Raw genomic sequence first — 12,858 nt, forward strand, 5'->3', positions numbered from 1 at the left:
ATCTATTGCAGGATGCTCTCTAAGCAGCGATTTTAATTAAAGGAATAAAGTTGTAGGCGTCAAATGGAGGCTGGGAATTGTGATATCAAACAAATAATAGATTATAAAATTAATAGACTTTTGTTTTCTGTAGTGATAATCTCTTCCTCGATAATCTAGACACATTACTTACATGATAATTACATATTGATTGAATTTTAGTTACGTTATCAATTATATATCGTTCTCAATTATATATCGTTCTCAATTAATGTGTTGCAAGACATAGATTTCGATAGTGGAATTTTAAGTCTATCAATTCCTTGCCTTTAGCTTAGCTATTTAACTTAATTGTATTTCTCAACCAGGACGTCTAATGACCACTTTTAATAACATAAAAAATGCTCTATTGCTGACTACTATTACTACTTTAGCAGGGTGTACTACGGTCGCCGATATGGCAGGGTACGATACGGCTACATTAAATACCGATGCGGCTAAAAGCTACTCTCAAGTGGTCTCTAAAGCCAGTAGTCAAGGCGCGGTAGATAATACTTCTGCTACCGCCATTCGAGTGAAAAACGTCTTTAATCGTATGAAGCCCTACGCCGTTCGCGCTAATACAACAGGCGTCCCTTTTGATTGGCAGGTCACGGTTATACGTTCACCTGAATTAAATGCTTGGGCAATGCCTGGCGGTAAGATGGCTTTTTATACCGGTATTGTAGAAAAGCTACAGTTAACAGATGCAGAGATCGCGGCAATCATGGGACACGAAATGACCCATGCGCTATCTGAGCACAGTAAAAAAGATGCTGGGCAAAAAATTCTGACAGGCTTAGCGCTGCAGTTAGGTGGTGCCGAACTACAGTCAAGAACAGGGTTAAGTGATGATGCGTTGGGTTTGATTAGTGACTACGGACTTGATAAGCCATTTTCTCGTAGTCAGGAGTCACAAGCCGATGCGGGTGGTCTACGCTTGATGGCGGAGGCAGGCTACAATCCAGAAGCTGCCGTTGCAGTATGGCAAAAAATGGAGGCTGCCAATGGTCGTAGCAACACCATAGCTACTTTAATGTCTACCCATCCAAACTCTGGGCAGCGTATCGCTAAAATTCAGGCACTTTTACCTGAGGTTACGCCAGTTTATCAAGCGGCTGCGAAAGCACCTGCTAATGCAACTAGTAGGGCAACGACTGGAGTAACTACTAGAACCATTAAACGTAAATAACTCAGTAAATACTCTCAAATGTAAATATTACCCAAGAAGGTAAGTCAAACGACTTACCTTTTTTTGCGAAGAAATATCTAAAGGTGGCTGATTTAAATTTTATCTGACGTCGTGATTTTGGGTGTCAAGTAGGTTGGCAGCGAGGTAAGAGATCTAACAACTAAGTATTGGAGCCAATCCTGCTTTCCGCTCATATCTACTCACTGATACGAGGCGAGGGCTACGGTTTGTACTGTCTCTTGCTCCGCGTAGCCAATCCAAAATCTAGTCCTCGCAACTCGTTCAATTGAGTAGGATAACCGCTACAATCGGGGCTAAACCGCGTCTCATGACAGCTATTCAGTATTACGATTATATATTCTCTAAGTTATCCGTAAGTTCTAAAAGATGTTCGATAGCTGCTTTACTATTCGGTTTCTCTACGAGTCTCTTTTGAAGCAATTCTAGAGTCCATCGCTTAACTTCATTTAACTTGCTTTGCATAATAACTGATTGATGGATAAAAGGAGGCGGCTTTTGAGCATTTACCAGCTCTTGATAATGCCAAATCGCTGTATCAAGTCTATCTTCGTTGTTAAATTTGGCAGTCTCAACTTTATTAGAAATCTTAACTTTAAAAGCAGGGTGTTTTAGTAATTCTTGAATATATCTAATTCTATCTATTCCATCATCAAGTGGTTGCCAAACAACAGAACTGAAATTTTCTTTACTAATATTTTGTATAGCTTCAAAAAAATCCTCACTATCATTTCCATGTTTGCAAAATTGCATAAAAATTTCGAATAGAGTACTGGTATCAGTATTTAGAGCCAGTCCCTTTTTTTGATCATCAATGGTTTGCAAAAGAAAGTTATAAAAAATATCAGGAGTTACTGGAGTTCTAAGATAATAATCTCCTACAAACCACTCTTCTGGTCCTTTCTTAACTCTTTCTTCTATATATTGTTTCACTAGCGCTTCAAATTGGTTGGCTAAATCAGGAGAAGCATTTTTTTCGAGTATATTATAATAGAAGCTCAAATTAGGGAATGCTTCTCTGTCTATTCTATCTTTAATATTGTCAAACAGTCTCTGATTGAAGCTTTGATCTGAGTTTAAATTACGATATTCAGCCATCAAACCTTGCTTTTCTCTATCGCTTTCTAATTGAGTTTCTGTGAGTCTATCTGATCGACTTAATTCTTCGATAACATCACTTTCTGCATCTAAGTTGATGAGTAAGTCTGTTATTATTTTACTCCAGCCTGACAGTTCAAAGTAGCTATAAAACTGAGAAATAACATCATCCATTATCTTAAATTTTCTTGCTACTTCAACTTTCTCTTCATCATCTAATTTGAATGCAAGATCAAAGTCATAACCGCGAAGCTCATCGACTCTAGGTGAGCTGAATGACTTCACAAAGAAATCAAAATCGATAGTATTGTCAAAAGTAGAAGGCATATCATGAGCCGTACGTATAATTAAAAGAGCTTCCAAAATTTGTTGTTTACTAGTGAAAGACAGGTCGTCGTCTGAATTATCTAGTATAGCTTTCAAAGTTCTTTCAACTCGCTGGTAAAACCTTATATTTTTGATGTTCATAGTTTGATAAAAATTTTCGTATATAGGAAAAAGCTCATTATTTATGATTATCATCTTTGATGATAGATAGTGAGTTATCTAAAGTTAACACTTCATCAAACACTTTTTCCTTATATTCTCTAAAGTCTTTGTCTGCTTTACCTTCATGTAATATTACTACTACTTTACAGTTTTTTTCTAAGCTCAAGTGATTAACTAACCCCATCATATCTTTGATATCTATATTTTTAGATAGCCTTTCAATATCGTCAATACAAATCAAAGTGTCTCCAATAAGACTGGTAATGGCACTGCTAATTAAACCTTTACCAAGAGATAGAGTGACGCCTGTACCTTCAAGTTTTGGTAAGTCTATAGCATCCAAGCCTTTCTTGAATATACCTTTTAGTCCAGTAAGGTAGTCCTTCTTTTGTGTAGTATCATGAGTACTAAGTGCAATTTCGAACTTCAGAGCATCTATTGAATCAATGCCGAATAGTGAAACATAAGAATATTTACTGACTCCTAAATCTGTATGGTTTTCCTTGTAGAAGTCATTCCAAAAACGAGTCTTACCAATACCCCATTCACCAGTCAAAGCAACAGCAAAAGAGTCTTTATTATTGATAAGCTCTAAAAGCTTCTTTTCTAGATTTGCTACATTTGCCATCACTTATTACCTTACAGATGTTCTTAAAATATTGTCTATATTAGCATTGAATACAAAACCTAACCTAACAAAAAAGGCCACCCCCTAAAGAGTAGCCTTTCATTAATTATTACCTAAATTCGATTAACTCACTTCTTTCATCGCTTGCTTAAGCATTGGCTTCAAGAACTCACCCGTATATGAGCCTTTAACTTCTGCCACTTCCTCTGGTGTACCTTCCGCGATAATGAGTCCGCCACCTTTACCGCCTTCAGGGCCAAGATCAATCACCCAATCCGCTGTTTTGATAACATCCAAGTTATGCTCGATGACGACGATAGTATTACCTTTGTCGCGTAGGGTATGCAAGATATGCAGCAGCTTATCGATATCATGGAAATGCAAACCAGTGGTCGGCTCATCCAAGATATACAGCGTCTGCCCAGTATCACGTTTGGCAAGCTCACGCGCCAGTTTGACACGTTGCGCTTCACCGCCTGATAGCGTTGGCGCAGACTGACCAAGACGGATATAGCTGAGTCCAACATCCATCAATGCTTGCAGGCGGCGATAAATCGCTGGAATGGCTGAGAAGAACTCAGTGGCATCTTCTACAGTCATATCGAGTACGTCAGCGATATTTTTTCCTTTATAGTGAATCTCTAAAGTCTCGCGGTTATAGCGCTTGCCTTCACAGGTATCACACGGCACATACATATCCGGTAAGAAATGCATTTCGACCTTGATGAGACCATCACCTTGACACATCTCACAGCGTCCGCCTTTGACGTTGAAACTAAAGCGGCCCGGCTTATAACCACGAGCACGCGCTTCTTGAGTTTGGGCAAACATCTCACGCACAGGGGTAAACACACCCGTATAAGTCGCTGGGTTTGAGCGCGGCGTACGCCCAATTGGGCTTTGATCGATGTCAACCATTTTGTCCAGATGCTCAAGACCGCTGATGCTGTCATGCTTATCCGCGATGAGCGTTGAGGCATTATTCAATTGCGTCGCTGCCAATGGCATAAGGGTACGGTTAATCAACGTTGATTTGCCCGAACCTGAGACACCAGTCACACAAGTCATAATACCAATGGGAATGGTCAAATCTACATCATGCAAGTTATTGCCTGACGCACCTTTGAGCTCAATCGTCATCGGAACTTGTTTGGGTTTGGCTTTACCTTTGACTTCCATATCGATCGTTTTGGCTTTATGACGAATGGCTGGAATCTCGATTCTCTTCTTACCAGACATATATTGTCCAGTCAGCGATTCTTTGTTTGCCATAATGTCATCGACCGTGCCCTGAGCGATAATATGACCGCCATGTACACCTGCACCAATACCGATATCAATCACATGATCTGCTTGGCGAATGGCGTCTTCATCATGCTCAACGACCAGTACCGTATTGCCCAAATCACGTAAGCGCGTTAAAGTTTTCAGCAAGCGATCATTATCGCGTTGATGTAGACCAATCGATGGTTCATCAAGGACATACATCACGCCCATCAGACCTGCGCCAATTTGGCTGGCAAGACGAATACGCTGCGCTTCTCCGCCCGATAGCGTTTCAGCAGAGCGAGCAAGGGATAGATAATCAAGACCGACACTGACAAGGAAGTTTAAGCGCTCGTTAATCTCTTTAAAGATTTTTTCCGCGACTTCGCCTTTATGACCGCCAATTTTTAGCGTTTTATAATAGTCAGCTGCGTCACCGATAGACAGCTTGACGATTTCGGCGATGGTGTGATCTTCGACACGGACGTTACGTGAAATTTCATTGAGTCGCGCGCCATCACAGACATTACAAGTGGTATCAGCCAGATATTTGGCTAGCTCGTCACGCACGAGATTGCTTTGCGTTTTGGCATAGCGACGTTCTAAATAAGGCAATACGCCTTCAAATGGCACGGTCTTATTGGTTTTACGACCGCGCTCATCAGTGAAATTAAAGGTTAGCTTTTCTTTACCAGAGCCTTGCATAATCAGGTCTTGTTGCGCTTTTGGCAGCTCTTGCCACGGCGCATCCATATCAATTTTAAAATGATTACAAACGGTCGATAGCAATCCAAAGTAGTAGGCATGACGTTTATCCCAACCATTGATTGCGCCTTGATTGAGCGATTTTTCATGGTGGGTAATGAGTTTTTCAGCCGCGAAGTATTGACGTTTACCAAGACCGTCACAGCTTGGGCATGCGCCGTATGGATTGTTAAAACTGAACATACGCGGTTCAAGCTCAGGTACGGCACGATCACAGACAGGGCATGAATGCTTGGCTGACATCACTTGGTTTTCGTCGCCGCCTTCTTTTGGATTGCCATCCATAAAGTGTAACGTCACTAAACCTTGACCTAAACGTAAAGCTGTCTCTAAACTTTCAGCGACACGGTTACCCAAGTCATCACGGACTTTAAAACGGTCAACGACGACTTCAATGGTATGCTTTTTCTTCTTATCGAGTGTTGGTAATTCATCGGTATCGTAGACATCACCATCGACACGTACGCGTACGAAACCTTGTCCAATCAGCTGCTCAAGCAAGACGGTATGCTCACCTTTACGCTCACGAATCACAGGTGCCAAGATCATAATCTTAGTATCATCTGGCAAGGCCATGACTTGATCGACCATTTCAGTGACCGACTGCGCGACCATTGGTTCACCATGCTCTGGGCAAAAGGGCGTACCAATGCGCGCATAGAGTAGACGAAGATAGTCATAAATCTCAGTAATCGTCCCGACGGTAGAGCGCGGGTTATGGTTGGTTGATTTTTGCTCGATAGCAATCGCTGGCGACAGCCCTTCGATACTATCGACGTCAGGTTTCTCCATTTGTGAGAGGAATTGACGCGCATACGCCGATAAGCTTTCGACATAACGACGTTGCCCTTCGGCATACAGTGTATCGAATGCCAATGACGATTTACCAGAGCCTGATAAACCCGTAATCACCACAAATTTATCTCGTGGAATGTCTAAATCGATATTTTTTAGATTATGAGTGCGTGCGCCGCGAACCTTAATATACTCGTGTGCCATCGGTGATAGATTTCCTATTTGCTAAAAGGGGATTGAAAATATCTCAAATTAAAAGCTAAATACAGATCAATAGAATGGTTGGTTAAAAATGTGAATGTTTTGTAAGTTTATAATATGGTTATAAATAATATTTTTATAAAATGTTTATACGTTGATGAAGTGAGAGCTATAGATGCCTAATTTACTGTTTTAATTTTTATTGCTGAGCAGTATGCTACTTGGCGTTCATTTTGCTGTTTTCTTATTCTACAGCCTTTGATGTGATTGGTTTTCGTATGACTAAGCAAATCTAAATCAAATCAATGTTAAGTAGTAGTCATCTTTTGTCATGGTTTTGACCAACATGTCGTTTTATAGAGGAGTTTGTCATCTAAGCGATCGTTCTAGTTGACGAGCAATAATATTTATGACGCCTTACTTTATTGTCATGGCGACCGCATTATTCAAGGTGTGATTGCGCATCCGATGCAGTTGGTAACAAAATAATCGCGTAATATGAATGGCTTGGGTTGAAGAGGTATGGGAGGCTGCACCAATAAGACAAAAGTCTCGGCACGCAAACGGCGAATGTCTTATACTAGTGGGCTTAATTTGTAGCTAAAGTCTTGATAGCATCACAATAGTATAAGCAGCGCAGTAGTGATAAATCAGCAATGACGAACCAGTGAGGCAAGTATGAATAGCGTAGAAAAACGGGCAATCCTCGGGGTCGGTGGTATATTTGCTTTGCGGATGATTGGTCTGTTTATGATTGTGCCTGTGTTTTCTGTATATGGTGACAATTATGCGCACGCGACGCCGTTTTTGATTGGTTTGGCGGTCGGTATTTATGGTCTAGGGCAGGCGATATTTCAGATTCCTATGAGTCTTGCTGCGGATAAATTCCCGCGTAAGCCGATTATCATTTTAGGACTGATCTTATTTGCTCTTGGCGGTATCATTGCGGCAAATGCGACTGATATTTATGAGGTTATCATTGGTCGGGCGCTGGCAGGTAGTGGCGCGGTATCTGCGGTATTGATGGCATTATTGGCTGATGTGACGCGCGAAGAGATGCGTACCAAAGCGATGGCAACGATGGGCTTGACCATTGCGACTTCTATCATGCTCGCTTTTGCCTTTGGTCCGTTATTGGTTGGCTCGCTGGGTATCTCTGGTTTATTTTGGTTGACCTCAGGCTTTGCCGTATTGGCGATGTTATTACTGTTGTTTGTGCCGACACCGCTACGGGTGCTTAAGCATAATTTAGACAATAAATCGATTGGTCAGCAATTAGCGACCGTCCTCAAAATCGGCGATTTAAACCGCCTACATATCGGTATCTTTGCCCTGCATTTAACCATGACCGCTATCTTTGTGATATTGCCGCATCAGCTTAATGAGGTGATGGGTTTATCGGTACGTCAGCAAGGCTTGGTTTATTTGCCGCTGTTATTTATTGGTTTTGCCGTTGCCATTCCTTTTATTATCATCGCTGAAAAGAAACGCAAAATGCGTCAAGTATTCTTAGGCGCGATTGCGTTAATGACCGCTGCTTTAGCGATATTGGCCATTGGCAGTCAGGTTGGCGTTGGTATTATATTAGGTCTGTTGTTGTACTTTATGGGCTTTAACTTGCTTGAGGCAACGATTCCCTCATGGATATCTAAGCGCGCCCCAGTCGCCAATAAAGCCACTGCGATGGGGCTAAATTCATCCAGCCAGTTCTTTGGTGCGTTTGTCGGTGGAGCAATGGGTGGGTTGTTATTAAGTCAGCCGAATTTGCTGGCGTGGGGTATTTTAGCCGTCATTATGGGCGTGGCGCTACTCATTATCATTCCGATTGCACAGCCGCCTTATCTATCGAGTACTACTGTGACCATCCCTAAAGACATCAATATCCAAGACTGGTCACGGCAAATGCTGGCGGTAGATGGCGTGGATGAGCTGGTCGTGATGGCAAAAGAGCAAGTTGCTTATTTAAAGTTGGACAAGACACAATTGACAGATGACTCGCGCATGCAGTTATCGAGTTTGGCACAGAGTCCACTAGATATTTAACAAAGGGTATGGACAACGTACTTAGGCGAGTAGAGATAAGGTTGAATAGGCAAAAACTGAGTAGACAACGACTAGATAGACAGCCATTATTAATAAGTAAACGCTAAATCTTTATCTCTATTTAAAAGGAATTAATATGAGTAAATTTAAAGTGCTGTCGTACGGTGTTGCGCCTCGAGTAATGGCCAAGCTGGCAATAGGTGCTGGTCTATCAGCCACGTTACTACTCTCAGGTTGCGCCACACAAAATATCCAAGCCTATCAGAACAGCACGCCCACGCTCGATATGCATGAGTTCTTCTCAGGTCAAATCGATGGTTGGGGCATGTTTCAAGGTCGCAATGGCGAGGTTAAAAAACGCTTTTACGTCGATATTGATGCCACTCACGAAGGCGATAATGTCATCGTTTTAGATGAAAAATTCTCATGGGCAGATGGGTCAAAATCACAGCGTATCTGGCGACTGACCAAACAAGCTGATGGTAGCTGGAAAGGCACAGCAGGCGATGTCATTGGCGAGGCAACAGGGAAAGTGGTTGGCAATACCTTGCATTGGAATTACTTGTTAGAGCTACCCGTTGAGAATAAAACCTACAAAGTGAATTTTGATGACTGGATGTATCTGGTTGATAAAAACGTCATGCTCAATCGCTCAGTCATGAAAAAATTTGGCGTAGAGCTGGGTAGCGTCACCTTGAGTATGCATCGCAATAACGAGAGCAATGATTCTAAATAAGTTTATAAAGGACAGAGTGAGTTGATAAGTCAGTAACTGGTAATAGTATTAATTCGCTTAATAAAATGGCAAAATAGCAATATCATGGTTTTTTAAACCCAAAAATTATAATATATATCTAAACGACATAGATTGTCGTCTTTAATAGATAGCTTGTAGATATTCCAATAAAAATTGATTACAGTAAAATCATTAATGAATGCGCTTAGCTGCACAGTCATTAAAGCGATTCATAAAATTATTCATAAGTAAAAGGACGGTATCATGCGCGGAGTTAATAAAGTTATCATCATCGGTAACCTTGGAGCAGACCCTGAGGCACGTCAATTTAATAACGGCGGTAGCGTGACCAATATCTCGGTTGCAACGTCAGAGCAGTGGACCGACAAGCAAAGTGGCGAAAAAAGAGAAGCGACGGAATGGCATCGTATTTCTCTATTTAATCGTTTGGGTGAAATTGCCGCGCAGTATTTGCGTAAAGGCAGTAAAGTTTATATCGAAGGTAGTTTGCGTACCCGTAAATATCAAGATCCCAATGGTCAAGACCGTTATATTACTGAGATTCGCGCTGAGCAAATGCAAATGCTAGATGGTGCGACTGGTGGTCAAAGTGATAATAGCTTTGGCGGTCAAAATCAGGGTCAAGGTGGTGGCTATGGCAATCAAGGTGGTCAAAACAATCAAAACAACTTTGGTCAGCAAGCAAACAATCAGCCAGCACAGCAAGGCGGTTATAACCAGTCAGCTACTCAAGGTGGTCAAAACAGCTTTAACAATCAAAGCGCACCTGCTCAGCAGAATCAGTTCAATCAACCTGCGCAAAAGCCTGCACAGTCAAAGCCGACAGCAATGCCAGACGGTCCTGTCGATGATGATATTCCGTTCTGATGATGATAAGAGTTATCTGTTAAGAATAATCTATAGAAGACCCTGCAATTGCAGGGTTTTTTTATGGCTAGTGATAAATGACTTAAAAAAATAAATTTTCTATAGTGCGCATAAAGGTCGTATGAGAGTGAGCACGTTAAGAAAGATAGACTTTGTCAATTGCGATATTATCTCGCTAAAAAAGTAAAACGTTTGTTGGTTTTTATAGTTATAACCTGATAGTTATTTGAAAAAATAGAAAATTAATTATTGGTCAGCAAACGATTTAGTAAGAAGATAAAGCGGATAAACAGTAGCCTGCCTCATTGAGTTTATCGATTTTTTTATTCTCATTATTTTATCAAATTTTATATTGAAATTTATGAAAACTACCTTTCATATCCTATATAGACCGTCTGTTCTATTGGATTTAATTAGTGCTAACGGTTCATTAAATGGGTTGATATAATCCACTCGAATCAATAATTCAAACAATATTAAATGTGGGGCTTTGATTTAAAGTGATTCTTATTAACCAATAAAAAGTCAAAATCTGACTGTTCAATAGTTGAAATAATAAAAATTCATCTGGTCGACCGCTTACGATAGGGTTGGTTCAATGTGAAAGGTTAAAGCTGTCACGCTTTTATAATCAATTGACTATAAAAGTGCCCACCTTACTGCTAGTGCTGAGTACAAAGAATGAAAGATGGTGATGTGTTTCAAAAAACTGATTTGGGCAGAGAAGAGATTAAATCTCAGAGTCTCGGCATATTGCCGCGTGAAGCGAGAACCTTGCTCATTATGATCGATGGTAAACGCACGTATCAAAGCTATCTTGATACGCTTGACCGTAGCAAAATGTTTGCCGATTTTGGCGGTGTTGCACCACTATTTGAGTTGCTGTTAGGGCTTGAGTGTGTAGAGATAGTGGGCGCTGATAATGCTACCTCCCAAACATCCACTGCGCCGCAAGCACCGACGGCTTACCAGTCTCAAGCATCGTCGTCAGAAAGAAATATTGAGACAGAGTTTGATCGCACCTTTAATGATAAAAGCCTCAATAAAATGGCAGCATTAGGCAAGAAATCAATCAGTAGTATTTTCAAGGCTAGGTTGTCTGGTGCGAGCTACGAGACGATAAAGTCAGAGTTGGCCAACTATATTGAAAAAAACGCCCCACCAGTAGAAGCTTGGGGTTACTTGTTGAGTTTAGAACAATGCAAGGATAGCTCGCAATTATTGAGCTTGGTCAAAGAAATACAGAGCACCAGTAGCAGTAATTTATCGCGCGGCATGAATGAGTTTATCAAAAAAATTCAACGTTAATATATACGCGACTTATTTTATAAAACAAATGACTTATACCACAAATACTTGGTTATAAAAGACAGTAGCTGGGTGGTGATAGGTGAAAAATTTAGCAAACTAATTGGAGTGTTTTGTGGAATCAGCTGAGCTTTCAGAATTAAATCGCCTAAAGATGCATCATGGCGAGCATATTATTTTACGTTTAACTTATATTAGCCGTTATAACACCGACAATCCTAAAGGTGAAGTAACGCGCATCCTGACACAAGCTCAGCAAAACAATGAGCGTAATGGTATTACGGGTGCTTTGGTGTTCAATCACAATTATTTTTTGCAAAGTATTGAAGGAGCGAGACCCGTCATCAATGAATTGCTCAGAAAACTGGTTAAAGATGATCGGCATTATGCCTTACAAGTCATCGAATGCCGTGAAGTAGAGCTGCGCCATTGGAGCAAATGGTCAATGAAATATTTGATTCCGAGCGATGAAAACAAAGGACTTGCGCTCAAATTTTCGACAGGTACTCAGTTTAATCCTTATTTGATGAACACCAATCAAATCATGATGTTGATTGAGACGTTATCAGACCTTCAAGAGCAAGAAGCAGTGAGCGCCGCCAAAAAGAAGAAACCATGGTTTTCTATTGGCTAATTGACTGACGTTTATAAACGCTAAGAACCATCACACCCATGACATTTTACAAGAGATAAGATATGACATCAGCAATGGAAGATGCACACATTTTGATGAGCATGACATACGCTAGCCGTGCCAACCCAGATGTATCGGCCAACGACTTCAACGAAATCTTGCAGCAAGCACAAGTAAATAATGCCGCCAATGGCATCACTGGTATGCTGACGTTTAATAAAGATTACTTTTTACAAACCATTGAAGGGCCAAGAGCACAGATCAATCGTCTGTTATATAGTTTAATTGCTGATTCGCGTCATCATGACTTACAGGTTATTGAAACGCGTGAATTAAAGCATCGAGCATGGTCTAAATGGTCCATGAATTATGCTTCTCCGACTGAAAAAAATGCGGCGATTTATTTAAAATATTCGACAACGATTGATTTTAATCCCTATTTATTGAGCGCCGAAGCAGCCTATAATTTGATGAATGAGCTTAGTGATCAGCATGATTAATCAATGGCGCTTTTAACTAATTGGTAGGTATATATATGGAAAAAATCGGTTGCTATTTTTTATGGATTTATGTTTGCTGAGTTATTCGTTTAACCGTTTTTAGGACATTGTTTATAGAGACTGATTTTATCTTAAAATTAATAACTGTTTACGAATAACTATTAAATAAATAGTGGTTTTTCATTTACCCGATTTTACTATTCACTGACCTTTGTTATAGAAGATATAGTCTAATCCAAATAAAACCGATACAACCCTATTAACAATTGCATTTAATGA

11 protein-coding genes are annotated in these 12,858 nt (G+C 40.6%); 7 read left to right on the forward strand and 4 right to left on the reverse strand.

The genetic code is table 11. The features are described from left to right. The first annotated feature begins 355 nt into the window (after nt 1-355). Nucleotides 356-1,210: a M48 family metallopeptidase gene (locus B2575_RS10440; RefSeq protein ID WP_296241871.1), complete on the forward strand. Its 855-nt coding sequence runs from the start codon at nt 356-358 to the stop codon at nt 1,208-1,210. 282 nt (nt 1,211-1,492) lie between these two features. Here B2575_RS10440 and B2575_RS13605 read toward each other — a convergent pair whose 3' ends face one another. From B2575_RS13605 to uvrA, 4 genes are all read right to left on the reverse strand, one after another. Then, nucleotides 1,493-1,540 carry an archaellin/type IV pilin N-terminal domain-containing protein gene (locus B2575_RS13605; RefSeq protein WP_372814928.1) on the reverse strand — a complete coding sequence of 16 codons (48 nt, stop codon included), beginning with the start codon at nt 1,538-1,540 and terminating at the stop codon, nt 1,493-1,495. 21 nt (nt 1,541-1,561) lie between these two features. After that, entirely contained in the window at nt 1,562-2,653 is a 1,092-nt protein-coding gene (locus B2575_RS10445; RefSeq protein WP_296241872.1) for a hypothetical protein, read from the reverse strand. A 178-nt stretch (nt 2,654-2,831) separates the two neighbouring features. Next, the gene (locus B2575_RS10450) at nt 2,832-3,443 is read right to left on the reverse strand and encodes a P-loop NTPase fold protein (protein WP_296241874.1); all 612 of its coding nucleotides are present in this window, start codon (nt 3,441-3,443) and stop codon (nt 2,832-2,834) included. 123 nt (nt 3,444-3,566) lie between these two features. After that, entirely contained in the window at nt 3,567-6,473 is a 2,907-nt protein-coding gene (gene uvrA / locus B2575_RS10455) for an excinuclease ABC subunit UvrA (RefSeq protein ID WP_296241875.1), read from the reverse strand. Nucleotides 6,474-7,148: 675 nt separating this feature from the next. On the opposite strand from uvrA, the gene B2575_RS10460 reads away from it, so the two are divergent. From B2575_RS10460 to B2575_RS10485, 6 genes are all read left to right on the forward strand, one after another. Then, a complete protein-coding gene (locus B2575_RS10460) occupies nt 7,149-8,513 on the forward strand; it encodes an MFS transporter (protein WP_296241877.1) in 1,365 nt (454 codons plus the stop codon). 136 nt (nt 8,514-8,649) lie between these two features. Continuing rightward, entirely contained in the window at nt 8,650-9,249 is a 600-nt protein-coding gene (locus B2575_RS10465) for a DUF3833 domain-containing protein (protein ID WP_296241878.1), read from the forward strand. Between the two features lie 264 nt (nt 9,250-9,513). Then, nucleotides 9,514-10,137, forward strand: coding sequence for a single-stranded DNA-binding protein (ssb, locus tag B2575_RS10470; RefSeq protein WP_045444307.1), 624 nt, complete (start codon nt 9,514-9,516; stop codon nt 10,135-10,137). A 696-nt stretch (nt 10,138-10,833) separates the two neighbouring features. Next, nucleotides 10,834-11,445 carry a hypothetical protein gene (locus B2575_RS10475; protein WP_296241881.1) on the forward strand — a complete coding sequence of 204 codons (612 nt, stop codon included), beginning with the start codon at nt 10,834-10,836 and terminating at the stop codon, nt 11,443-11,445. A gap of 115 nt (nt 11,446-11,560) precedes the next feature. Next, nucleotides 11,561-12,079 (forward strand): BLUF domain-containing protein, encoded by a 519-nt coding sequence (locus tag B2575_RS10480; protein WP_296241883.1) that lies wholly within the window; start codon nt 11,561-11,563, stop codon nt 12,077-12,079. A gap of 62 nt (nt 12,080-12,141) precedes the next feature. Then, nucleotides 12,142-12,579, forward strand: a complete 438-nt coding sequence (locus tag B2575_RS10485) for a BLUF domain-containing protein (RefSeq protein WP_296241885.1) — start codon at nt 12,142-12,144, stop codon at nt 12,577-12,579. Nucleotides 12,580-12,858: the final 279 nt, after the last annotated feature.

It is taken from the genome of Psychrobacter sp. UBA6739, assembly GCF_002453835.1.
In the GTDB taxonomy this organism is placed as follows: Bacteria; Pseudomonadota; Gammaproteobacteria; order Pseudomonadales; family Moraxellaceae; genus Psychrobacter; species Psychrobacter immobilis_A.

What these genes read in the sequence shown, in the direction of transcription:
- ssb (WP_045444307.1), top strand. Translation starts at nt 9,514, where the DNA reads ATGCGCGGAGTTAATAAAGTTATCATCATCGGTAACCTTGGAGCAGAC.
- B2575_RS10450 (WP_296241874.1), bottom strand. Translation starts at nt 3,443, where the DNA reads ATGGCAAATGTAGCAAATCTAGAAAAGAAGCTTTTAGAGCTTATCAAT.
- B2575_RS10465 (WP_296241878.1), top strand. Translation starts at nt 8,650, where the DNA reads ATGAGTAAATTTAAAGTGCTGTCGTACGGTGTTGCGCCTCGAGTAATG.
- B2575_RS10445 (WP_296241872.1), bottom strand. Translation starts at nt 2,653, where the DNA reads ATGCCTTCTACTTTTGACAATACTATCGATTTTGATTTCTTTGTGAAG.
- B2575_RS10460 (WP_296241877.1), top strand. Translation starts at nt 7,149, where the DNA reads ATGAATAGCGTAGAAAAACGGGCAATCCTCGGGGTCGGTGGTATATTT.
- B2575_RS10440 (WP_296241871.1), top strand. Translation starts at nt 356, where the DNA reads ATGACCACTTTTAATAACATAAAAAATGCTCTATTGCTGACTACTATT.
- uvrA (WP_296241875.1), bottom strand. Translation starts at nt 6,473, where the DNA reads ATGGCACACGAGTATATTAAGGTTCGCGGCGCACGCACTCATAATCTA.
- B2575_RS10485 (WP_296241885.1), top strand. Translation starts at nt 12,142, where the DNA reads ATGACATCAGCAATGGAAGATGCACACATTTTGATGAGCATGACATAC.